The 22,894-nt window shown below is 70.4% G+C and carries 19 protein-coding genes; 17 read left to right on the top strand and 2 right to left on the bottom strand.

Annotated features, from left to right (window positions below):
- Window positions 1-2 precede the first annotated feature (2 nt).
- From ACFRKB_RS03095 to ACFRKB_RS03040, 12 genes are all read left to right on the top strand, one after another.
- The gene (locus tag ACFRKB_RS03095) at window positions 3-1,433 is read left to right on the top strand and encodes a UDP-N-acetylmuramoyl-tripeptide--D-alanyl-D-alanine ligase (RefSeq protein WP_383102812.1); all 1,431 of its coding nucleotides are present in this window, start codon (window positions 3-5) and stop codon (window positions 1,431-1,433) included.
- On the top strand, window positions 1,430-2,500 hold the full coding sequence (gene mraY / locus ACFRKB_RS03090; protein WP_383102810.1) for a phospho-N-acetylmuramoyl-pentapeptide-transferase: 1,071 nt from the start codon (window positions 1,430-1,432) through the stop codon (window positions 2,498-2,500). The genes ACFRKB_RS03095 and mraY overlap by 4 nt, the downstream gene beginning before the upstream one ends.
- Entirely contained in the window at window positions 2,497-3,906 is a 1,410-nt protein-coding gene (gene murD / locus ACFRKB_RS03085; protein ID WP_383102808.1) for a UDP-N-acetylmuramoyl-L-alanine--D-glutamate ligase, read from the top strand. Before mraY ends, murD begins: the two co-directional genes overlap by 4 nt.
- Window positions 3,907-3,986: 80 nt before the next feature.
- Window positions 3,987-5,498: a putative lipid II flippase FtsW gene (gene ftsW / locus ACFRKB_RS03080; RefSeq protein WP_383102806.1), complete on the top strand. Its 1,512-nt coding sequence runs from the start codon at window positions 3,987-3,989 to the stop codon at window positions 5,496-5,498.
- 6 nt (window positions 5,499-5,504) lie between these two features.
- On the top strand, window positions 5,505-6,599 hold the full coding sequence (murG, locus tag ACFRKB_RS03075) for an undecaprenyldiphospho-muramoylpentapeptide beta-N-acetylglucosaminyltransferase (protein ID WP_383102804.1): 1,095 nt from the start codon (window positions 5,505-5,507) through the stop codon (window positions 6,597-6,599).
- Window positions 6,600-6,621: 22 nt separating this feature from the next.
- Window positions 6,622-7,425 (top strand): cell division protein FtsQ/DivIB, encoded by an 804-nt coding sequence (locus ACFRKB_RS03070; protein ID WP_383102803.1) that lies wholly within the window; start codon window positions 6,622-6,624, stop codon window positions 7,423-7,425.
- Between the two features lie 276 nt (window positions 7,426-7,701).
- Entirely contained in the window at window positions 7,702-8,913 is a 1,212-nt protein-coding gene (ftsZ, locus tag ACFRKB_RS03065) for a cell division protein FtsZ (RefSeq protein WP_383102801.1), read from the top strand.
- Window positions 8,910-9,638: a peptidoglycan editing factor PgeF gene (gene pgeF / locus ACFRKB_RS03060; RefSeq protein WP_383102799.1), complete on the top strand. Its 729-nt coding sequence runs from the start codon at window positions 8,910-8,912 to the stop codon at window positions 9,636-9,638. Before ftsZ ends, pgeF begins: the two co-directional genes overlap by 4 nt.
- A 7-nt stretch (window positions 9,639-9,645) precedes the next feature.
- Window positions 9,646-10,365, top strand: coding sequence for a YggS family pyridoxal phosphate-dependent enzyme (locus ACFRKB_RS03055; protein WP_383102797.1), 720 nt, complete (start codon window positions 9,646-9,648; stop codon window positions 10,363-10,365).
- A gap of 123 nt (window positions 10,366-10,488) precedes the next feature.
- On the top strand, window positions 10,489-11,100 hold the full coding sequence (locus ACFRKB_RS03050; RefSeq protein WP_383102795.1) for a cell division protein SepF: 612 nt from the start codon (window positions 10,489-10,491) through the stop codon (window positions 11,098-11,100).
- A 91-nt stretch (window positions 11,101-11,191) separates the two neighbouring features.
- Window positions 11,192-11,488 (top strand): YggT family protein, encoded by a 297-nt coding sequence (locus ACFRKB_RS03045; RefSeq protein ID WP_030353517.1) that lies wholly within the window; start codon window positions 11,192-11,194, stop codon window positions 11,486-11,488.
- 49 nt (window positions 11,489-11,537) lie between these two features.
- A complete protein-coding gene (locus ACFRKB_RS03040) occupies window positions 11,538-12,749 on the top strand; it encodes a DivIVA domain-containing protein (RefSeq protein WP_383102793.1) in 1,212 nt (403 codons plus the stop codon).
- 570 nt (window positions 12,750-13,319) lie between these two features.
- On the opposite strand, the gene ileS is transcribed toward ACFRKB_RS03040, so the two are convergent.
- The gene (ileS, locus tag ACFRKB_RS03035; protein WP_383103268.1) at window positions 13,320-16,469 is read right to left on the bottom strand and encodes an isoleucine--tRNA ligase; all 3,150 of its coding nucleotides are present in this window, start codon (window positions 16,467-16,469) and stop codon (window positions 13,320-13,322) included.
- A 582-nt stretch (window positions 16,470-17,051) separates the two neighbouring features.
- Between ileS and ACFRKB_RS03030 the strand changes: the two genes are divergently transcribed.
- The 5 genes from ACFRKB_RS03030 (at window position 17,052) to ACFRKB_RS03010 (ending at window position 21,649) form a co-directional block, all read left to right on the top strand.
- Window positions 17,052-17,915, top strand: a complete 864-nt coding sequence (locus ACFRKB_RS03030; protein WP_383102792.1) for a TraR/DksA family transcriptional regulator — start codon at window positions 17,052-17,054, stop codon at window positions 17,913-17,915.
- A gap of 60 nt (window positions 17,916-17,975) precedes the next feature.
- Window positions 17,976-18,536: a signal peptidase II gene (gene lspA / locus ACFRKB_RS03025; protein ID WP_365977155.1), complete on the top strand. Its 561-nt coding sequence runs from the start codon at window positions 17,976-17,978 to the stop codon at window positions 18,534-18,536.
- Between the two features lie 71 nt (window positions 18,537-18,607).
- A complete protein-coding gene (locus ACFRKB_RS03020; protein ID WP_376584845.1) occupies window positions 18,608-19,549 on the top strand; it encodes an RluA family pseudouridine synthase in 942 nt (313 codons plus the stop codon).
- Window positions 19,546-20,034 (top strand): GNAT family N-acetyltransferase, encoded by a 489-nt coding sequence (locus tag ACFRKB_RS03015; protein WP_383102789.1) that lies wholly within the window; start codon window positions 19,546-19,548, stop codon window positions 20,032-20,034. The genes ACFRKB_RS03020 and ACFRKB_RS03015 overlap by 4 nt, the downstream gene beginning before the upstream one ends.
- Window positions 20,035-20,062: 28 nt before the next feature.
- A complete protein-coding gene (locus ACFRKB_RS03010; protein ID WP_383102787.1) occupies window positions 20,063-21,649 on the top strand; it encodes a Na+/H+ antiporter in 1,587 nt (528 codons plus the stop codon).
- 27 nt (window positions 21,650-21,676) lie between these two features.
- Here the strand turns inward: ACFRKB_RS03010 and ACFRKB_RS03005 are convergent, their stop codons facing one another.
- Window positions 21,677-22,873: a mechanosensitive ion channel family protein gene (locus tag ACFRKB_RS03005; protein ID WP_383102785.1), complete on the bottom strand. Its 1,197-nt coding sequence runs from the start codon at window positions 22,871-22,873 to the stop codon at window positions 21,677-21,679.
- Window positions 22,874-22,894 lie beyond the last annotated feature (21 nt).

Raw genomic sequence — 22,894 nt, 5'->3', positions numbered from 1 at the left:
CAGTGATCGCCCTCTCTCTCGCCGAGATCGCCGCCATCGTCGGCGGGCAGCCGCACGACATACCGGATCCGGCCGTCCGTGTCACCGGATCCGTCGTCTACGACTCCCGCGCGGTGGAGACCGGCAGCCTGTTCGCCGCCTTCGCCGGAGAGCGCGTGGACGGCCACGACTACGCGCGGCGTGCCGTCGAGGCGGGCGCGGTGGCCGTACTGGCCACCCGCCCCGTCGGGGTGCCCGCGATCGTCGTGGACGATGTCGTACGCGCCCTCGGCGCCCTCGCCCGTACCGTCGTGGAGCGCCTCGGCGCCACCGCTGTCGCGCTGACCGGCTCGGCCGGCAAGACCAGCACCAAGGACCTCATCGCCCAGCTGCTCCAGCGCAGCGGGCCCACGATCTGGCCGGAGGGCAATCTCAACAACGAGATCGGCCTGCCGGTGACCGCCCTGCGGGCCGTCGAGGACACCCGCTATCTCGTCCTCGAAATGGGCGCGCGCTATATCGGCGACATCCGCTACCTCACCGGACTCGTCCCGCCCCGGATCGGCCTCGTACTCAACGTCGGCACCGCCCACATCGGCGAGTTCGGCGGCCGGGAGCAGATCGCCCAGGCCAAGGGGGAGATGGTCGAGTCCCTGCCGTCCGCGGCCGAGGGCGGGGTGGCGGTGCTCAACGCCGACGACCCGCTGGTGCGCGCGATGGTCACCCGCACCAAGGCCCGTACCGTCCTGTTCGGAGAGTCAGACGAAGCAGACGTACGGGCAGAGAACGTCCGCCTCACCGAGACCGGACAGCCCGCTTTCCGGCTTCGAACACCCTCCGGGTGCAGCGACGTGACGCTGCGGCTGTACGGTGAGCACCACGTGTCGAACGCGCTCGCCGCGGCCGCCGTCGCCCATGAGTTGGGCATGTCCGTCGACGAGATCGCCGTGGCGCTCTCCGAGGCGGGAACCCTCTCCCGCTGGCGTATGGAGGTCACCGAGCGCTCGGACGGCGTGACGATCGTCAACGACGCCTACAACGCGAACCCAGAATCCATGAGAGCGGCGCTCCGCGCGCTGGTCGCCATGGGTGGTGCCTCACGGGCCACGGGGGGCCGTACGTGGGCGGTGCTCGGCCCGATGGCCGAGCTGGGTGACGAATCGCTCGCCGAGCACGACGCGGTCGGACGGCTCGCCGTCCGGCTCAACGTCAGCAAGCTCGTGGCAGTCGGGGGCAGGGAAGCGTCCTGGCTGCGACTGGGCGCTTACAACGAGGGTTCGTGGGGTGAGGAGTCGGTGCACGTGTCCGACGCGCAGGCGGCGATCGACCTGTTGCGCAGTGAACTGCGTCCGGGAGACGTCGTGCTGGTGAAGGCTTCGAGGTCAGCCGGTCTTGAGCGAGTCGCCGAGGCACTGGTCGAGAACGCCACCGAGGGCGAGGTCGCCGGCCGATGAGGCAGATCCTCTTCGCGGGAGCCATCGGGCTCTTCCTGACCCTGATCGGCACCCCGCTGCTGATCAAGCTCCTGGCCCGCAAGGGATACGGGCAGTTCATCCGGGACGACGGCCCGCGCACGCACGGCAGCAAGAAGGGCACGCCCACCATGGGCGGCATCGCCTTCATCCTGGCCACGCTCATCGCGTACGCCCTGGCGAAGGTGATCACCGGTGAGGACCCGACCTTCTCGGGTGTGCTGGTGCTGTTCCTGATGGCGGGGATGGGGCTCGTCGGGTTCCTCGACGACTACATCAAGATCGTGAAGCAGCGGTCGCTCGGCCTGCGGGCCAAGGCGAAGATGGCCGGGCAGCTGATCGTCGGTATCGCCTTCGCGGTGCTGTCGCTCCAGTTCGCCGACTACCGCGGCAACACCCCCGCCTCCACCAGGCTGTCGTTCGTCACGGACTTCGGCTGGTCGATCGGCCCCGTGCTGTTCGTGGTCTGGGCGCTGTTCATGATTCTCGCGATGTCCAACGGTGTGAACCTGACGGACGGTCTCGACGGTCTCGCCACCGGAGCCTCGGTGATGGTCTTCGGCGCGTACACCTTCATCGGTCTGTGGCAGTTCCAGGAGTCCTGCGCCAACGCGACGACCCTGACCAACCCCAACGCCTGTTTCGAGGTACGAGATCCGCTGGACCTCGCGGTCGTCGCCTCGGCGCTGATGGGCTCCTGCTTCGGCTTCCTGTGGTGGAACACCTCACCGGCCAAGATCTTCATGGGGGACACCGGCTCGCTCGCACTCGGCGGCGCTCTCGCCGGTCTGGCGATCTGCTCCCGTACGGAGTTCCTGCTGGCCATCCTCGGCGGCCTCTTCGTGATGATCACCATGTCCGTGGTCATCCAGGTCGGTTCGTTCAAGATGACCGGCAAGCGCGTCTTCCGGATGGCGCCACTCCAGCACCACTTCGAACTCAAGGGGTGGTCCGAAGTCCTTGTGGTGGTCCGCTTCTGGATCATCCAGGGCATGTGCGTCATCGTGGGTCTGGGGCTCTTCTACGCGGGCTGGGCGGCCGAGAAGTGAACTGGCAGGGCAAGCGGGTCACCGTCGCGGGTCTCGGGGTCTCCGGGATCCCGGCGGCCCGGGTGCTGCGCGGACTGGGCGCGGAGGTCACCGTCGTCAACGACGGCGACGACGAGCGGGCCCGCGCCCAGGCCGCCGAGCTGGAGAAGCTGGGCGTCACCGTCCGCCTCGGCGACGGGGCGACGCTCCCCGACGGCACCGAACTCATCGTCACGGCCCCCGGCTGGAAGCCGGACAAGCCGCTCTTCCTGGCCGCCGAGGCGGCCGGGGTGGAGATCTGGGGCGACGTCGAGCTGGCCTGGCGGCTGCGCGAACCCGGCGCGCCCCCCTGGCTCGCCGTCACCGGCACCAACGGCAAGACGACGACCGTCAGGATGCTCGCCTCGATCCTGGCCGCCGCGGGCCTGCGTACGGCCGCCGTCGGCAATATCGGCGTCTCGCTGCTGGACGCGGTCACCGGCGAGGAGACGTACGACGTACTCGCCGTCGAGCTGTCCAGCTACCAGCTGCACAGGGCGCCGAGCCTGCGCGCCCACTCCGGCGCCGTGCTCAACCTCGCGCCCGACCATCTGGACTGGCACGGCTCCATGGCGGCGTACGCGGCCGACAAGGGCCGGATCTACGAGGGCAACAGCGTCGCCTGCGTCTACAACGTGGCCGACCCGGCCACCGAGGACCTGGTGCGCGCGGCCGACGTCGAGGAGGGCTGCCGCGCGATCGGCTTCACCCTCGGCACCCCCGGACCGTCCCAACTCGGCGTCGTGGACGGCATCCTGGTCGACCGCGCCTTCGTCGAGAACCGCCGCGAGCGGGCCCAGGAGCTCGCCCACGTCTCCGACGTCAACCCGCCCGTGCCGCACAACATCGCCAACGCGCTCGCCGCCGCGGCGCTGGCACGCGCGTACGGTGTCGAACCGGCCGCCGTACGTGACGGGCTGCGCGCCTTCCGCCCCGACCCGCACCGGATCGAGCGCGTCGCGGAGATCGCCGGCGTCACGTACATCGACGACTCCAAGGCCACCAACACCCATGCCGCGGAGGCGTCGCTCGCGGCGTACGACCCGATCGTCTGGATCGCGGGCGGTCTCGCCAAGGGCGCGACCTTCGACGAACTCGTCGGGGCGTCCGCGAAGCGGCTGCGCGGTGCGGTCCTGATCGGCAAGGACCGCGCGCTCATCCGGGAAGCCCTCGCGCGACACGCCCCCGAAGTCCCGGTCGTGGACCTCGACCGGACCGACACTGGGGCGATGTCGGCCGCGGTCCGCGAAGCGGCACGGCTCGCGCAGCCGGGGGACACGGTGCTGATGGCCCCGGCCTGTGCCTCGATGGACATGTTCGTCAACTACAACAAGCGGGGCGAGGCGTTCGCGGACGCGGTACACGCCCTCGCCGCCGAGCACGCCTGACCCGGTGTCGCAGCAGCAGGCCGCAGCCCACTGACCACCCGCGCCAGCCGCGCCAGGCACGACTGGAGGGGACAGCGACGATGCCGGCCGACGACACCACGGACCGAGATCCGTGGCCCGCGCCGGGGCCTGTCCGGCGCGGCTGGGGCTACCTGGGCGCGCTTCCGGGCGCTCCCGCGCTCGTGGGGGCGCCGGGTGGTGCGAAGACCCCCGAGGAGAGCGCACACGCCGGTGCGGGCGCCCGCGTGGGGCGCCTGGCAGGGCTCCTGCTGCACGGCCGGGCCGCCGGAGCCGCCGTACGCCGGCCGCCCGCCGCCGGGCGCCGGGGCGGCAGGAGCGGCGCCCCCCGCCGCCCCCGCGGCGGCCCCCGGCGCTTCTACGAGCGGATGCGGCGCGCCTGGGACCGGCCGCTCACCGCGTACTACCTGATCCTCGGCAGCGGACTGCTGATCACCGTGCTCGGTCTGGTGATGGTCTACTCCGCGTCGATGATCTACGCGCTCCAGCTGTCGCTGCCCTCCACGTACTTCTTCCGCAAGCAGTTCCTCGCCGTGGTCCTCGGCACCGGCCTGTTGCTGCTCGCCTCCCGGATGCCGGTCAAGCTCAACCGCGCGCTCTCGTATCCGCTGCTGGTCGGTACGGTCTTCCTGATGGCGCTCGTCCAGATCCCGGGGATAGGGCGTTCCGTCAACGGCAACCAGAACTGGATCTATCTGGGCGGCCCGTTCCAGCTCCAGCCCAGCGAGTTCGGCAAACTGGCGCTGATCCTCTGGGGCGCCGATCTGCTCGCCCGTAAACAGGACAAGCGGCTGCTGACCCAGTGGAAACATCTGCTGGTGCCGTTCGTCCCGGTCGCGCTGCTGCTGCTCGGACTGATCATGCTCGGCGGCGACATGGGGACCGCGATCATTCTCGCGGCGATCCTCTTCGGACTGCTCTGGCTGGCCGGGGCGCCCACCCGGCTCTTCGCCGGGGTGCTGGCCGTCGCCGGGCTGATCGGCTTCGCGCTGATCAAGACCAGCGAGAACAGGCTGTCCCGGTTCTCCTGCGTCGGCGCGATCGATCTGGGCCCGGACGGGGAGTGCTGGCAGGCGGTCCACGGGATCTATGCGCTGGCCTCCGGCGGATGGTTCGGTTCCGGCCTCGGCGCGAGTGTGGAAAAGTGGGGTCAACTGCCTGAACCGCACACCGACTTCATTTTCGCCATCACTGGGGAGGAACTGGGTCTGGCGGGGACGCTGTCGGTACTCGCGCTGTTCGCGGCTCTAGGCTATGCGGGTATCCGCGTGGCCGGACGCACGGAGGATCCCTTCGTGAGGTACGCCGCGGGAGGTGTGACCACCTGGATCACGGTGCAGGCCGTGATCAACATTGGTGCGGTGCTCGGCCTGCTGCCGATCGCCGGAGTCCCGCTCCCGCTGTTCTCCTACGGAGGGTCGGCCCTGCTGCCGACCATGTTCGCTATCGGGCTGCTGATCGCGTTCGCGCGAGAGGATCCCGCCGCGAAAGCGGCCCTGGCCATGCGACGGCCCGGGGTGAGATGGAAGACGATGAGACGGCGCGTCAAGAAGCGTCCGTCCGGAGAGCGGTGAATTTCGGTGCATGTCGTACTCGCCGGTGGGGGGACCGCCGGCCACATCGAGCCCGCGCTCGCCCTCGCGGACGCCCTGCGCAGGCAGGACCCCACCGTGGGGATCACGGCCCTCGGCACGGAGCGCGGACTGGAGACCAGGCTCGTACCGGAGCGGGGGTACGAGCTGGGGCTGATCCCCGCCGTGCCGCTGCCGCGCAAACCCACGCCCGAACTGATCACCGTCCCCGGGCGGCTGCGCGGCACGATCAAGGCCGCCGAGCAGATCCTGGAGCGCACCAAGGCGGACTGCGTGGTGGGCTTCGGCGGCTATGTCGCGCTGCCCGGCTATCTGGCCGCCAAACGGCTCGGGGTGCCGATCATCGTCCATGAGGCCAACGCGAGGCCGGGACTGGCCAACAAGATCGGCTCTCGGTACGCGGCCGGTGTGGCCGTCTCCACCCCGGACAGCAAGCTGCGCGGCGCCCGCTACATCGGCATCCCGCTGCGCCGCACCATCGCCACCCTCGACCGCGCTCGCGTACGCCCCGAGGCGCGCGCGGCGTTCGGCCTCGACCCCAATCTGCCGACGCTGCTCGTCTCCGGCGGCTCGCAGGGCGCGCGCCGGCTCAACGAGGTGATCCAGCAGACCGCTCCGGTGCTCCAGCGCTCGGGAATTCAGATCCTGCACGCGGTCGGTCCGAAGAATGAAATGCCGCGCGTGGACAACATGCCCGGAATGCCGCCTTATATCCCGGTACCGTATGTGGACCGGATGGACCTCGCGTACGCCGCGGCCGACATGATGCTCTGCCGCGCGGGCGCGATGACCGTCGCCGAACTCTCCGCCGTCGGACTGCCGGCCGCCTATGTACCGCTGCCCATCGGCAACGGTGAACAGCGGCTCAACGCCCAGCCGGTGGTGAAGGCCGGCGGTGGACTGCTGGTTGACGACGCCGAACTGACCCCCGAGTGGGTCCAGGGCCATGTGCTCCCGGTGCTCGCCGATCCGCACCGGCTGTACGAGATGTCCCGCGCGGCCTCCGAGTTCGGCCGTCGGGACGCCGATGATCTGCTCGTAGGAATGGTGTACGAGGCGATCGCCGCACGCCGCCAGGCGTAGCGGCGCAGGGAGGCAGGGGAGCGTGGCCGGACCGACGACCGCAGAGCGTGGCGCCCGACCGCGGTCGGAGTCCGGCCGCCCCGACGAGGGGCCGCCGGCCCGCCGGTTCGGCCTCCGCCGCCTCCGTCTCTCTCCCCGTGTGCTGATCGCGCTCATCGCCGCCGCCCTGCTGGTCGGCGGCGGGATCTGGGCGCTGTACGGCTCCTCGTGGCTGCGGGTGGAGAAGGTGAACGCCTCGGGCACCGACGTGCTCACCCGCGCCGAGGTCGAGACCGCCGCCGCCGTGCCGGTCGGGGCTCCGCTGATTTCCGTCGACACGGACCGGATTGAGGCCCGGCTGCGCCGGAAGCTGCCGCGTATCGATTCGGTCGAGGTGGTCCGTTCATGGCCGAACGGCATCGGGCTGAAAGTGATCGAGCGAAAGCCCGCGCTGCTTCTCGAAAAGGGAGCAAAGTTCATCGAAGTGGACGCCGGGGGTGTACGTTTCGCCACGGTCGAGAAGGCACCCAAGAGTGTCCCCCTCCTCGAATTGACGGTGGCCAGGTCAGCCGGGACGCAACGCTTCGGAACGGAGCGGCTGATGCGTGAAGCGGTACGGGTCCGGGCCGAAGTGCCGGAGAAAGTGGCCAGGGACATCAGGGTCGTACGGGTCCGTTCGTACGACTCGATCTCCCTGGAGCTGACCGGCGGCCGTACGGTGATGTGGGGAAGCGGAGAGGACGGCACGGCCAAGGCGCGTGCGCTCACCGCTCTCATGAAAGCCGTCCCCAGGGCGGGGCACTTCGATGTGAGCGCACCCACCGCGCCTGCGGCGTCAGGGAGTTGACGCGCATATGTGCTGGCCAGCACCCTGGTTGGTCAGCGCTATGGGTGATCACATAGGGTGAAAAGAAAAACGGGAGGTTCGGCGTGTTCGTTGAACGTGCGCCACTTGTCGACTTAGTGTCCTGTCCGGAAGAGTCCAAGAAGCGGACACACTGGTAACCCTGAACTTCAACGTGAGGGTTTGGGTCGGCGTTTCGGACCGTCCCATCGGCATCAGTCGTCGCGGCGCCACATCAGCGAAGCGACGACACGTAACTCGAGGCGAGAGGCCTTCGACGTGGCAGCACCGCAGAACTACCTCGCAGTCATCAAGGTCATCGGTGTCGGCGGCGGTGGTGTCAATGCCATCAACCGAATGATCGAGGTCGGCCTCAAGGGCGTCGAGTTCATCGCGATCAACACCGACGCGCAAGCCCTGTTGATGAGCGACGCCGACGTCAAGCTCGACGTCGGCCGCGAACTCACCCGCGGCCTTGGCGCCGGAGCCAACCCGGCAGTCGGCCGCAAGGCGGCGGAGGACCACCGCGAGGAGATCGAAGAGGTCCTCAAGGGGGCCGACATGGTCTTCGTCACCGCCGGCGAGGGCGGCGGCACCGGCACCGGCGGCGCGCCCGTCGTCGCCAATATCGCCCGCTCGCTGGGCGCCCTCACGATCGGTGTGGTCACCCGCCCGTTCACCTTCGAGGGCCGCCGTCGCGCGAACCAGGCGGAGGACGGCATCGCCGAACTCCGCGAAGAGGTCGACACCCTCATCGTCATCCCCAACGACCGGCTGCTGTCCATCTCGGACCGCCAGGTCAGCGTCCTCGACGCGTTCAAGTCCGCGGACCAGGTGCTGCTGTCGGGTGTCCAGGGCATCACGGACCTGATCACCACCCCGGGCCTGATCAACCTCGACTTCGCCGACGTCAAGTCCGTGATGTCCGAGGCGGGCTCCGCGCTCATGGGCATCGGCTCGGCCCGCGGCGACGACCGCGCGGTGGCCGCCGCCGAGATGGCGATCTCCTCGCCGCTCCTCGAAGCGTCCATCGACGGCGCCCGCGGTGTCCTGCTCTCCATCTCCGGCGGTTCCGACCTCGGTCTCTTCGAGATCAACGAGGCGGCGCAACTGGTCAGCGAGGCCGCCCACCCCGAGGCCAACATCATCTTCGGCGCCGTCATCGACGACGCCCTGGGCGACGAGGTACGGGTCACCGTGATCGCGGCCGGCTTCGACGGCGGACAGCCGCCGACCCGGCGCGAGACGGTTCTCGGCGCGGGCTCCGCGAAGCGCGACGAGCAGCCGGCGCCCTCCCGGTCCTCGGACACCGGCCGCTCCTCCGGGCTCGGCACCGTACCCCCGCGCGAGGACGTTCCGGCCAGGCCCGAGCCCGTTCCGACGGTCAACGAGAAGCCGCTCTCCCCGGTGAACCCGCCGCAGGTTCCCCCGGCCCGTCCCTACCAGGACAGCCAGGCCGAGGAACTGGACGTCCCGGACTTCTTGAAGTGATACGACAGCACGAAACACGGAGCGGCGCGCACTTCGCCTTCACCGACCGGTGGGGCGGGGTGAGCGCCGCTCCGTACGATCAGCTCAATCTCGGCGGCGCGGTCGGCGACGACCCCGGCGCCGTCCGCACCAACCGCGAACTCGCCGCGAAGTCCCTGGCGATCGACCCCGCGCGGGTCGTCTGGATGAACCAGGTGCACGGCCGCGAGGTGGCCGTCGTCGACGGACCGTGGACGAGCTCGGACATCCCGGCCGTCGACGCGATCGTCACGCGGCGGCGCGGACTGGCACTCGCCGTACTCACCGCGGACTGCGTCCCCCTGCTGCTGGCCGATCCGGCCGCCGGGATCGTGGCCGCCGCCCATGCCGGCCGTCCCGGTCTGGTCGCGGGGGTCGTACCGGCCGCCGTCGAGGCGATGATCACACTCGGCGCGGAACCGTCCCGGATCACCGCCCGTACCGGACCGGCCGTCTGCGGCCGTTGCTACGAAGTCCCGGCGCGGATGCGGGACGAGGTCGCCGCCGCCGTGCCGGAGGCCCGTTCCGAGACCAGTTGGGACACCCCGGCCGTGGATGTCGTCGCCGGGGTCCACGCACAGCTCGACACGCTCGGGGTCCGGGACCGGCAGCGCTCGGTCGTCTGCACACTGGAGTCGGACGACCACTATTCGTACCGCCGCGACCGCACCACCGGACGGCTCGCCGGCTATGTCTGGCTGGACTGATAAGCACATGAAGGACCGGAAGACCGAACTCGCCGCGAATCTGGCGGCGGTGGAGGAACGTATCTCCGCCGCCTGCGCCGCCGCCGGGCGCGCGCGGGACGAGGTGACCCTGATCGTGGTCACCAAGACCTACCCCGCGAGCGATGTCCGGCTGCTGCATGAACTCGGCGTGCGGCACGTCGCCGAGAACCGTGACCAGGATGCCGCGCCCAAGGCCGCCGCGTGTGCGGATTTGTCGCTGACCTGGCACTTCGTTGGTCAATTGCAGACGAACAAGGCCCGTTCCGTAGCCAGTTACGCCGAAGTCGTGCAGTCTGTCGACCGGATCAAGCTCGTTTCCGCACTCTCCGCCGCGGCGGTGCGCGCGGAGCGCGAGCTGACCTGTCTGATTCAGGTCGCCCTCGACGCCGAGTCCGGCGAACGCGGTGCGCGGGGCGGCACGGCACCCGACGGAATTGAGGAGTTGGCCACAGCGGTGGCCGGTGCACCAGGACTGCGGCTCGGCGGTCTGATGACCGTGGCGCCGCTCGCCGGACCGTACGCGGGACGGCAACAGGCGGCGTTCGAGCGGCTGCTGGAATTCTCATCCCGCCTGCGCGCGGACCATCCGGCTGCGAACATGGTCTCAGCAGGGATGAGTGCGGACCTTGAGGACGCTGTGAAGGCCGGTGCGACACATGTACGCGTCGGTACGGCGGTACTCGGAGTCCGACCCAGCCTCGGGTAACGTCGCGAAGCAAGTCGGACCACAGCAGAAAATATGGTCATTTCGCCAAAAAGCGGACAGACCTCGTGGATCGCGGGCACTTGGTGACGAGGCCGATCCACCACAGAGCGGAGGACTCAGAGCATGGCCGGCGCGATGCGCAAGATGGCGGTCTACCTCGGCCTCGTGGAGGACGATGGGTACGACGGCCGGGGCTTCGACCCCGACGATGATTTCGAACCCGAGCCGGAGCCCGAGCGGGAACACCGGCGTCACCAGCCCGTGCGCCAGCAGGAGCGGGAGGAGCCGGTACGGGTGCCCCAGCCACCCGCGCAGCGTGAACGCGAGCCGGTGTCGCTAGCGGCAGAAAGCGGACGTCCCGCCCGAATCGCCCCCGTGGCGTCCATCACACCTGAACGTCCGAGCCTGGAGAAGAACGCACCGGTGATCATGCCCAAGGTTGTGTCCGAGCGGGAGCCCTACCGCATCACCACACTGCACCCGAGGACCTACAACGAGGCCCGTACTATCGGGGAACACTTCCGTGAGGGCACTCCCGTGATCATGAATCTGACCGAGATGGACGACACCGATGCGAAGCGACTTGTCGACTTTGCCGCGGGACTTGTCTTCGGTCTCCATGGCAGCATTGAGCGAGTGACCCAGAAGGTGTTCCTGCTGTCTCCTGCTAACGTCGATGTCACGGCGGAGGACAAGGCCCGCATCGCAGAGGGCGGGTTCTTCAACCAGAGCTAGGAAGCAGCACCGGGAACGACCCGGTCGCACGGCGGGAAAGTCCCGGCGGGCGGCCGGACCAGAGTGAGCCAGGGGAGAGGGAAGCAGCGGGATGGGCGTCGCACTACAGGTGGTTTACATCGCTCTGATGTGCTTCCTCATCGTGCTTATTTTCCGGTTGGTCATGGACTACGTCTTCCAGTTCGCCCGCTCATGGCAGCCCGGCAAGGCGATGGTGGTCGTTCTGGAGGCCACCTACACTGTCACCGATCCACCGCTCAAGCTTCTGCGGCGGTTCATTCCGCCGCTGCGTCTCGGGGGCGTGGCACTCGACCTGTCCTTCTTCGTTCTGATGATCATCGTTTACATCCTGATCTCGCTTGTGAGCAACCTGGCGAGGGGAATGTGAACGATACGGTCTTGCCGACTGCCGACGACTACGTAGAGGTGAAGTAGAGATGCCGTTGACCCCTGAGGACGTGCGGAACAAGCAGTTCACGACCGTCCGCCTCCGAGAAGGCTACGACGAGGACGAGGTCGATGCCTTTCTCGACGAGGTCGAGGCCGAACTGACCCGCCTGCTCCGCGAGAACGAGGACCTGCGCGCCAAGCTGGCCGCCGCCACGCGTGCCGCCGCGCAGAACCAACAGCAGCAGGGTATGCGGAAGCCTCCTGAACAGCAGGAACGGCCGGGTGCTCCGGTACCCGCCGCCATATCCGGACCGCCGCAGCAGCAGCAGCCCCCGCAGATGGGTCCGCCCCAGCTGCCCGGTGGTGCTCCGCAGCTGCCCGCGGGTCCGAGTGCGCACGGCCACGGCCCCGGTCCGCAGGGTCACGACCCGCGCGGCCAGCACGGCCCCGGCCCGATGGGCCAGGGCGGCCCCATGCAGCAGGGCGGCCCGATGCAGGGCGGCCCCATGCAGCAGGGCGGTCCCATGCAGCAGGGCGGTCCGATGGGCCAGGGCGGTCCCATGCAGCAGGGCGGCCCCATGGGTGGTCCGATGGGCGGCCCCATGGGCGGCCACGGCCCGGGGATGCCGCAGCCCGGTCAGGGCCCCGGCGGCGACAGCGCCGCGCGGGTTCTCTCGCTCGCCCAGCAGACCGCCGACCAGGCGATCGCCGAGGCGCGCTCCGAAGCCAACAAGATCGTCGGCGAGGCGCGCAGCCGGGCCGAGGGTCTGGAGCGGGACGCACGTGCCAAGGCGGACGCGCTGGAGCGGGACGCGCAGGAGAAGCACCGCGTGGCGATGGGCTCCCTGGAGTCCGCGCGCGCGACGCTGGAGCGCAAGGTCGAGGACCTGCGCGGCTTCGAGCGCGAGTACCGTACGCGGCTGAAGTCCTACCTGGAGAGCCAGCTGCGCCAGCTGGAGACCCAGGCCGACGACTCGCTGGCCCCGCCGCGGACCCCGGCGACCGCGTCGCTGCCGCCGTCGCCGTCCATGGCTCCGGCCGGTGCGGGCGCGATGGGGCACAGCATGGGCGGCAACCCGTCCATGGGCGGCTCCATGGGTGGCCACACGCCCTCGCCCGGTCCGTCGTACGGCGGTCAGCAGCAGATGTCGCCGGCGATGACCCAGCCGATGGCACCGGTGCGGCCGCAGGCGCCGCAGCCGATGCAGCAGGCGCCGTCGCCGATGCGGGGCTTTCTGATCGACGAGGACGACAACTGAGGGGCGGGGTGCGCGTGAGCAGCGCGTAGCCGTCGGCAGGCTGAGGGGCTGGGCCCGGGGTTTTTACCTCGGGTCCAGCCCTTTTTGTGGGCGGGTGCGGGTGCGGGTGCGGGTGCGGTGGCTGGCGCGGGCGCGTGGGTGGGCCGCTGCGCGGGGCTCTCCCCTGACCCGCCCCTTCCCGAAACCGGGGCGCTGCCCCGGACCCCGGCCCCTCACCGTTCCGGTGGGGTGGATGCGGCGGCGGCGGGGCCGGGCCCCGCGCCCCGGGTGCGCCGGCTTCGCGGCGCTGATGCGTTGGGCTGTTCCGTTCCGGTGCGGCCGGGGTGTGCTGGCTTCGCGGCGTGGGGCGCTGCCCTGGGCCCCGGCCCCTCACCGTTCCGGTGGGGGTGCGGACGGCGGGGCCGGGCCCGCGCCCCCGGGTGCGCCGGCTTCGCGGCGCCGGTGCGGCCCGGCTTCGGTGCGCCGGCTCCCTGGCCCCTGGGCGCACCCGCGGCTGGGGCCGAGCCCCGCCGCGGGCACCCGGAACGGCCCGGACCGGGGGTGCCGGGCCGGGCCGTTCCGGGTGGGGCGTTAGATCTTGCGCAGGCGGAACGTGAGCGACAGGCCCTCGTCCGTGAAGGGGGTGCCGTATGCGTCGTCCGCCTCGCCCGTGGCGAAGTCCGTGGCGAGGACCTCCTCGGAGATCAGCGGGGCGTGCGCGGTCAGGGCCTCCGTGGTGGACGGGCTGGACGCCGTCCAGCGGACCGCGATGCGGTCCGCCACGTCGAGGCCGCTGTTCTTGCGGGCCTCCTGGATGAGGCGGATCGCGTCACGGGCCAGGCCCGCGAGACGCAGTTCCGGGGTGATCTCCAGGTCCAGGGCGACCGTCGCGCCGGAGTCCGAGGCGACCGACCAGCCCTCGCGCGGGGTCTCCGTGATGATCACCTCGTCGGGGGCGAGCGAGACCGGTTCGCCGTCCACGGTCACCGTGGCCGTACCGTCGCGCAGCGCGGCGGAGAGGGCCGCCGCGTCCGCTTCGGCGACGGCCTTGGCCACCGCCTGGACGCCCTTGCCGAAGCGCTTGCCCAGTGCGCGGAAGTTCGCCTTGGCCGTGGTGTCGACCAGCGAGCCGCCCACCTCGGAGAGCGTCGCCAGCGCGGAGACGTTCAGTTCCTCGGTGATCTGGGCGCGCAGCTCGGGGGAGAGGTCCTCGAAGCCCGTCGCCGCGATCAGCGCGCGGGAGAGCGGCTGGCGGGTCTTCACGCCCGACTCGGCGCGCGTCGCGCGACCCAGCTCGACCAGCCTGCGCACCAGCGTCATCTGCCGCGAGAGCGCCGGATCGATCGCCGTGAGGTCGGCCTCCGGCCAGCTGGCCAGGTGGACCGACTCCTCCGCCTCGGCCGTCACCGGAACGATCATGTCCTGCCAGACCCGCTCGGTGATGAACGGGGTCAGCGGGGCCATCAGCCGCGTGACCGTCTCGACCACCTCGTGCAGCGTGCGCAGCGCCGCCTTGTCGCCCTGCCAGAAGCGTCGGCGCGAGCGGCGTACGTACCAGTTGGAGAGATCGTCGACGAAGGCCGAGAGCAGCTTGCCGGTGCGCTGGGTGTCGTACGCCTCCATGGCCTGGGTGGTCTGGTCGACCAGCGCGTGCAGCTCGCTCAGCAGCCAGCGGTCGAGCAGCGGGCGGTCGGCCGGCGCCGGATCGGCCTCGCTCGGCGCCCAGTTGGAGGTGCGCGCGTACAGGGCCTGGAAGGCGACCGTGTTCCAGTACGTGAGCAGCGTCTTGCGGACGACCTCCTGGATCGTGCCGTTGCCGACGCGTCGGGCCGCCCACGGGGAGCCGCCGGCCGCCATGAACCAGCGGACCGCGTCCGCGCCGTGCTGGTCCATCAGCGGGATCGGCTGGAGGATATTGCCCAGGTGCTTGGACATCTTGCGGCCGTCCTCGGCGAGGATATGGCCGAGGCAGACCACGTTCTCGTACGACGACTTGTCGAAGACCAGCGTGCCGACGGCCATCAGCGTGTAGAACCAGCCGCGCGTCTGGTCGATCGCCTCCGAGATGAACTGCGCCGGGTAGCGCTTCTCGAAGAGGTCCTTGTTCTTGTACGGGTAGCCCCACTGCGCGAACGGCATCGAACCCGAGTCGTACCAGGCGTCGATGACCTCCGGGACCCGGACGGCCTCCAGTGAGCAGCCCTCGGTGGGGCAGCCGAACGTGACCTCGTCGATGAACGGACGGTGCGGGTCCAGCGCCGACTGGTCGGTGCCCGTCAGCGCGCTCAGTTCCGCGCGCGAGCCCACGCACGTCAGGTGGTTGTCCTCGCAGCGCCAGATGGGCAGCGGGGTGCCCCAGTACCGGTTACGGGACAGCGCCCAGTCGACGTTGTTGTTCAGCCAGTCCCCGTACCGGCCGTGCTTGACCGAGTCCGGGAACCAGTTGGTCCTCTCGTTCTCCTCCAGCAGCCGGTCCTTGATGGCCGTCGTACGGATGTACCAGGACGGCTGCGCGTAGTAGAGCAGCGCGGTGTGGCAGCGCCAGCAGTGCGGGTAGCTGTGCTCGTAGGGCACATGGCGCAGCAGCAGGCCGCGCTCGCGCAGGTCCTCGGTGAGTGCTTCGTCCGCCTTCTTGAAGAAGACCCCGCCGACCAGCGGGACGCTCTCCTCGAACGTGCCGTCGGGGCGGACCGGGTTCACGACCGGGAGGCCGTACGCGCGGCAGACCTTGAGGTCGTCCTCGCCGAAGGCCGGGGACTGGTGGACCAGGCCCGTACCGTCCTCGGTCGTGACGTACTCGGCGTTGACGAGGTAGTGCGCCTCGGTCCCGTCCGGGAAGTCGATCAGCGCGAAGGGGCGCTCGTACGTCCAGCGCTCCATCTCGCGGCCGGTGAACGACTCGCCGGTGGTCTCCCATCCCTCGCCCAGCGCCTTCTCCACCAGCGGCCGGGCGACGACGAGCTTCTCCTCGCCGTTCGTCGCGACGACATAGGTGACATCGGGGTGCGCGGCGACGGCGGTGTTCGAGACCAGGGTCCAGGGGGTGGTCGTCCAGACCAGCAGCGCCGCCTCGCCCGCGAGCGGTCCCGAGGTGAGCGGGAAGCGGACGAAGACCGAGGGGTCGACGACCGTCTCGTAGCCCTGGGCCAGCTCATGGTCGGACAGGCCCGTCTGGTCGCGCGGACACCAGGGCGCGACGCGGTAGTCCTGGACCAGCAGGCCCTTGTTGAAGATCTCCTTCAGCGACCACCAGACGGACTCGACGTACTCCGGGTCCATCGTGCGGTACGCGTCGTCCAGATCGACCCAGTACCCCATGCGGGTCGTCAGCTCGGCGAAGGCGTCCGTGTGCCGGGTGACGGACTCGCGGCACTTGGCGTTGAACTCGGCGATGCCGTACGCCTCGATGTCCTTCTTGCCGGTGAAGCCCAGCTCTTTCTCGACGGCCAGCTCCACGGGCAGGCCGTGGCAGTCCCAGCCGGCCTTGCGGGCGACGTGGTAGCCGCGCATGGTGCGGAAGCGCGGGAAGACGTCCTTGAAGACCCGGGCCTCGATGTGGTGCGCGCCCGGCATGCCGTTGGCGGTGGGCGGGCCCTCGTAGAAGACCCACTCGGGGCGGCCCTCGGACTGTTCGAGGCTCTTGTCGAAGACCTTGCTCTCGCGCCAGAAATCGAGCACGGCGTGCTCCAGCGCGGGCAGGTCGACCTGGGCGGGCACCTGGCGGTACTGGGGCGGGGTCACTGGTGTCATGGGGCGCTTCCTCCGGCGGAACTGCGGCATCTCCGTCGGAGGGACGAGAGCAGTGCTCCCGCGGTACCACCCTCCTTGGCCCCGGGCGTGCGCCGCCCGCGGCCCCCTCATTGGGGTTCGCGCTGCCGGTTCTACTCGCTCCGGTGGGACCGGGGCTTTCTTCCGGCGGCTCCGGGGTGATGCTTCACCTCGCGCTCTGCCCCCGGGCTCTCACCGTCCCCGGGTCGCTCATGGCCGCGTACGACGCTACTCGTCCCCATCCACGCCTCTCGCTCGGCCCAGTGTACGGGGCCGGGCGGGGCGCGGCCGACCGGTTTACGCCGGCAGCGCCGTACGGCCGAACGTATGACCCGAATGGTTATACCGGCCCTGGTGGGCTCGGCAGCGGGACCGGCGGTGGCCGCTCGGCGGATTACCGGGCGGCGAGCTGGGCACAACCGATGCAGGCTGGTCTTGTCGCCGACGTGGGGAGGGTCGATCCGGCGGCGTGCCCCGTTGCCGCGGGGCTGGGGTCGATTTATCGTCCCAGCACGATTCGCGAGCAAGATCACGCTATGTGAAGGGGCCGCGGCCATGGTGGCGAAGAAGACCGCCGCGAAGAAGACGACCGCGGCGAAACCGGCGACCGGGAGCGCGGCCAGGACCACGGCGAAGTCGGCGGCGAAGAAGACAGCGGCGAAGAAGACAGCGGCCAAGAAAGCACCGGTCAGGAAAGCGCCGGCGAAGAAGTCCGCGGCCAGGAAAGCGGCCAAGAAGACGGCAAGGAAGACGGCCGGGAAAGCGGCCAAGAAGGCACCGGCGAAGAAGGCGGCCGCGAAGAAGTCCGCGGCCGGGAAGGCGGCGCCCGGCCGGGCGGCCGCCGGTGAGACCGCGAAGAAGGCCGCGTCCGCGGCCGAGGGGGCGGCCCAGGCCGCGGAACAGACGGGAGCCAGCACGGTGGGAGCGAAGAAGACCGCGGGCGGCGGGGGTCCGGCGGCCGGCCGGCGTGGATCGGGGGCCGTGACGGCGGTCGCCACCGCGCGCGCCGCCGCCACACCCCCGGAGGAGCTGGCCGTACGGCCGGGCGAGGATCCCTGGACGCCGGAGGAGGTCGCGGCGGCCCGCGCGGTGCTGGAGAGCGAGGCGGCCCGGCTGCGCGCCGAGATCACCTCGTCGGAGACCGCGCTGGCCGGGCTGATGCGGGACTCCGGGGACGGGGCCGGTGACGACGACGCGGACACCGGCACGAAGAACATCACGCGCGAGCACGAGATGTCGCTCGCCGCCAACGCCCGCGAGATGCTGGAGCAGACCGAGCGGGCCCTCCAGCGGCTCGACACCGGTACGTACGGGCTCTGCGAGGTCTGCGGAAAGCCGATCGGAAAGGCCAGGATGCAGGCGTTTCCGCGGGCCACACTCTGTGTGGAGGACAAGCAGAAACAGGAACGTCGCGGCTGAACGCGTACGCGTGTGCCGTACGCTCGTCCTCAGTCAGGCACCTAGGGTTGAGGAACTTACGTGGCAGAGGCGGAGCGCAGCATCGGTACGCCGGAGGTTGACGACGAGGCTGCGGCTGCCGCCGAGCAGCCCAGAGGGAAGCGCAGGATCGCCGCTCTCTTCGCCGTGGCCGTGGTGGCTTATCTGCTGGACCTCGGCAGCAAGATGCTCGTGGTGGCCAAGCTGGAGCACCACGAGCCGATCGAAGTGATCGGCGATCTGCTGAAGTTCGAGGCGATCAGGAATCCGGGCGCCGCGTTCGGTATCGGCGAGGCGTTCACGGTGATCTTCACGTGTATCGCCGCGGCCGTGATCGTGGTGATCGCGCGGCTGGCCCGCAAGCTCTACAGCCTGCCCTGGGCGATCGCGCTGGGTCTGCTGCTCGGCGGCGCGCTGGGCAATCTCACCGACCGGATCTTCCGTTCGCCCGGCGTCTTCCAGGGTGCCGTGGTCGACTTCATCGCGCCCGCGCACTTCGCGGTCTTCAATCTCGCCGACTCCGCGATCGTCTGCGGCGGCATCCTCATCGTGCTGCTGTCGTTCCGTGGTCTGGACCCGGACGGGACCGTTCACAAGGACTGAGCATTACGCAGGGACCGGGGGTGCGAGGGCGCGCGGTCCGGCGCCCTGTCGCCACAAGGCATACTCGACAGGTGAGCTTTCCCGAGATCAGAACCCTGCCCGTGCCCGATGGCCTGGAGGGCGAGCGCGTCGACGCCGCCATCGCCCGTATGTTCGGGTTCTCCCGTACGAAGGCGGCCGAGCTGGCCGCCTCCGGGAAGGTCCTGGTCGACGGCTCCGTGGTCGGGAAGTCCGAGCGTGTGAACGGCGGGGCCTGGCTGGAGGTCGAGATGCCGGGGGCCGCCGTCCCCGTGCAGATCGTGGCCGAGCCCGTCGAGGGCATGGAGATCGTGCACGACGACGACGACATCGTGGTGATCGTCAAGCCGGTCGGCGTCGCCGCGCATCCCAGCCCCGGCTGGAGCGGTACGACCGTCATCGGCGGCCTGGCCGCCGCCGGCTACCGCATCTCCACCTCCGGGGCGGCCGAACGGCAGGGCATCGTGCACCGGCTGGATGTCGGGACCTCCGGCCTGATGGTGGTGGCCAAGTCGGAGCGCGCGTACACGCTGCTCAAGGCGCAGTTCAAGGAGCGGGTCGTCGACAAGCGCTACCACGCGCTGGTGCAGGGCCATCCGGACCCGATGAGCGGGACCATCGACGCCCCCATCGGACGCCATCCGAACCACGACTACAAGTGGGCGGTCACCGCCGACGGCAAGCCGTCGGTGACGCACTACGACCTGATCGAGGCGTTCCGGTCGGCCTCGCTGCTGGACATCAAGCTGGAGACGGGCCGTACGCACCAGATCCGGGTGCATATGTCCGCCCACCGCCACCCCTGCGTGGGCGATCTGACCTACGGCGCCGATCCGACGCTGGCCAAGCGGCTGGGGCTGACCCGGCAGTGGCTGCACGCCGTGCGGCTCGGCTTCGAGCACCCCTCGGACGGGCGGTGGGTGGAGTACTCCAGCGACTACCCCGACGACCTCCAGGCCGCGCTGGACAAGGTCAGGGCGGAGAGCAACGGATGACCCCGCGCGGCCGGGGCGCCGGCTTCCAGGTGCGGATCGCGGCCGGACCGGCGGACATCGAGGCGTGTTTCGCGGTCCGCAAGGAGGTCTTCGTCGTCGAGCAGCGGGTCTCCGAGGACATCGAGTACGACGGCCGTGACGAGAAGGCGCTCCAGCTGCTCGCGATCCGCGAGGACGGGGCGCCGCTGGGCACCGCGCGGCTGCTGTACGGGCCCGAGGCCGCCGACAGGACCGGCGGTGACCCGTCCGTCGGCTCGCTGGGACGGCTGGCGGTCGTCGCGTCGGCCCGCGGTCTCGGTATCGGCGTGGCGCTCGTACGGGCCGTCGAGGACGCCGCCCGCGAACGCGGTCTCACGGTGGTGGACCTGCACGCGCAGTCGCACGCGCTGGGCTTCTACGAGCGGCTGGGATACGCGGCGTACGGCCCCGAGTTCCAGGACGCGGGCATCGCGCACCGGTCGATGCGCCGGACGCTCCTGCCGTAACGCTTTCGATCACACTGGAGGGGCCGCCGTGGACCAGTTGGCGCTGCTGCTCGTGCTGTTGCTGGGCGCGGTGGTCATGGTGCCGCTCGGGGAGCGGCTGGGGCTGCCCTCGCCGGTGCTGATGACCCTGGTGGGGATCGTCCTGGCGCTGCTGCCGTTCGTGCCGAACGTGCAGGTGCCGCCGGACTTCATCCTTCCGCTTCTGCTGCCGCCCCTGCTGTACGCCGCCGTACAGCGCACCTCCTGGCGGCAGTTCACGGCGAATGTGCGCCCCATCCTGCTGCTCGCGGTCGCGCTGGTCTTCGTGACGACGGCGGCGGTCGCGGCGGTGGCCAACTCCGTCGTGCCCGGACTGCCGCTCGCCGCCGCGGTCGCGCTCGGCGCGCTCGTCGCCCCGCCCGATCCGGTGGCCGCGACCGCTGTCGCGGGCTCCCTCGGACTGCCCCGGCGGCTGGTCTCGATCCTGGAGGGCGAGGGGCTCTTCAACGATGTCACCGCGATCGTGCTCTACCACGTGGCGATCGCCGCGGCCGTCACCGGAACGTTCTCCTGGCCGAGCGCGGTCGGCTCGCTCGTCCTTTCCGCGGTGGTCGCCGTGGCGGTGGGGCTGGCGCTCGGCTGGATCTCCAACAAGCTGATGTCGGTGCTCGGTGACGCGACGCTGCAGATCGGACTCTCGCTGCTGGTGCCGTTCGTCAGCTATGTGCTGGCGGAGGAGCTGCACGGCTCGGGTGTGCTCGCCGTCCTGACCACCGCGCTGTTCCTGGCCACGCACACGGCGGACGCCGACGACGTGATGGGGCGGCTGGCCGGCAACTCCTTCTGGCAGATCGTCGACACCCTGGTGACCGGGGTCGCCTTCGGGCTGATCGGGCTGGAGCTCCACAACGCCTTCGGCGCCGCCGGCGGCCACGCGTACGAGATGCTCGGCTGGGGCGCGGCGGTCATCGGGGTCGTCGTGTTCGTACGGCTGCTGTGGCTGCTGCCCGCGACCTGGCTGGCCCTGCGGATGCACAAACTCCGGAACTACGACGAGGAGATCCCGACCAGCTGGCGCGAGACCGTGGTCATGTGGTGGGCCGGGATGCGCGGGGTGGCCTCGGTCGCCCTGGCGCTGGCGATCCCGCTGAAGACCGAGAGCGGCGAGCCGTTCCCCGGCCGCGAGGAGATCATCTTCATCGCGTTCGCGGTCATCATGGCCACCCTGGTCATCCAGGGCCTGACCCTGCCCTGGCTGGTGCGGAAGCTGGGCGTACGGGCGGACACGGACGCGGAACGCGAGCTGGAGCACTCGCTCGCGATCCGCGCCGCCAAGGCCGCCAAGCGCCGGCTCAGGGAGATCGAGGAGGTCGAGGACCTGCCGGAGGAGATCAGCGAGCGGCTCCAGCGCGGCGCGAGCGACATCGGGGTGCGGATCAGCCCCGATCTGATCGACGACGAGCGGCGCGAGTGGGTCACCAAGCGGGTGGAGCGCATCAAGACCGTCCAGCGCATTCAGCGCGAGATGATGTCGGCGGCCCGCCACGAGGTGCTCTCGGCCCGCAACGAGCCGGGCTCGGACCCCGAGATCGTGGACCGCGTCCTGCGCCACCTGGACGTGCGCAGCATGCGCTGAGTGAGCGTGTGCGGCGTGTGCGGGGTCTCAGCCGCGGCCCGTGCGGGGCCGCCCGGTGCCCTCGTCGCGCGCTCCCTCCTCGCGCGCTCCCTCGTCGTGCTCGGCGCGTTCGTTCCGCTCGTTCCGCTCCGTGCGTTCGGTCCGTTCGGTCCGCTCGGTGGGCAGCGGGCTCCGGCCGCGCGGGAGGAGTCCATGCGCGAGATCCGTCGAGATCCTCGGCAGCGCGTACGGATGGTTCTCCACCAGCCAGCCGATCAGCTGCTCCCGTACCGCGCAGCGCACCGTCCAGATGTCGTCCGCGTCCTTGGCCGTGACCACGGCGCGCACCTCCATCGTGGTCGTGGCGGTGTCGGTGACCGCCAGATTCCAGGCCCTGCCGTCCCAGGCCGGGCACGCCAGCAGGATCTCGTGGAGCTTCTCGCGCATCGGCCCCATCGGCGCCGAGTGATCCAGCTGGAAGAAGACGGTGCCCGTCATCTGGACCCCGCCGCGCGACCAGTTCTCGAAGGGCTTGCTGGTGAAGTACGACACCGGCATCGTGATGCGCCGCTCGTCCCAGGTCCGTACGGCGAGGAAGGTGAGCGTGACCTCCTCGACCACGCCCCACTCGCCGTCCACCACCACCGTGTCGCCGATCCGCACCATGTCCCCGAACGCGATCTGGAAGCCCGCGAAGAGATTGCCGAGCGTGGACTGGGCGGCCACACCGGCGACGATGCCGATGATGCCCGCGGAGGCGAGTATCGAGGTGCCGACGGCCCGCATGTCCGGGAAGGTGAGCAGGATCGCCGCCGCGGCGACCACCACGACGACCGCCGTCACGATCCGCATGATCAGCGTCACCTGCGTACGGACCCGGCGGATCCGGGCGGCGTCCCGGGTCGTGGCCGCGTAGCGGGCGTACGTGGACTCCACCGCCGCCCACACGATCCGTACCACCAGCCAGGCACCGGCGCCGATGAGCACCAGCGAGAGCGCCCGGCCGATCCCGTCGTGGTGGTCCTCGATGATCCGCCACCCGGTCTCCCGGAACGAACCGCGCAGCAGGGCCGTGAGCAGGACCACCTGGAGCGGCAGCCGGCAGCGCCGCAGCAGACCCCACAGCGGGGTCTCGGAGTGCCGGGTGTCCGCGCGGCGCAGCACCAGATCGACGGCCCAGCCGAGCGCGAGCGTCAGCAGCACCGAGCCGCCGAGCACGAGAAGTGGGCGCAGTACGTTCTCCATGGCTCCCTCATCGGGTTCCGG

This window comes from Streptomyces scopuliridis, from assembly GCF_042790125.1.
Taxonomy (GTDB): Bacteria; Actinomycetota; Actinomycetes; order Streptomycetales; family Streptomycetaceae; genus Streptomyces; species Streptomyces scopuliridis_A.
The sequence above is the reverse complement of the archived record's forward strand: the minus strand, read 5'-3'. Positions and strand labels throughout refer to the sequence as shown.

Coding starts and splice junctions, on each gene's coding strand:
- mraY (WP_383102810.1), top strand. CDS start 1,430: ATGAGGCAGATCCTCTTCGCGGGAGCCATCGGGCTCTTCCTGACCCTG.
- ftsW (WP_383102806.1), top strand. CDS start 3,987: ATGCCGGCCGACGACACCACGGACCGAGATCCGTGGCCCGCGCCGGGG.
- ACFRKB_RS03055 (WP_383102797.1), top strand. CDS start 9,646: ATGAAGGACCGGAAGACCGAACTCGCCGCGAATCTGGCGGCGGTGGAG.
- ACFRKB_RS03050 (WP_383102795.1), top strand. CDS start 10,489: ATGGCCGGCGCGATGCGCAAGATGGCGGTCTACCTCGGCCTCGTGGAG.
- ACFRKB_RS03045 (WP_030353517.1), top strand. CDS start 11,192: ATGGGCGTCGCACTACAGGTGGTTTACATCGCTCTGATGTGCTTCCTC.
- ACFRKB_RS03040 (WP_383102793.1), top strand. CDS start 11,538: ATGCCGTTGACCCCTGAGGACGTGCGGAACAAGCAGTTCACGACCGTC.
- ACFRKB_RS03030 (WP_383102792.1), top strand. CDS start 17,052: ATGGTGGCGAAGAAGACCGCCGCGAAGAAGACGACCGCGGCGAAACCG.
- ACFRKB_RS03015 (WP_383102789.1), top strand. CDS start 19,546: ATGACCCCGCGCGGCCGGGGCGCCGGCTTCCAGGTGCGGATCGCGGCC.
- ACFRKB_RS03005 (WP_383102785.1), bottom strand. CDS start 22,873: ATGGAGAACGTACTGCGCCCACTTCTCGTGCTCGGCGGCTCGGTGCTG.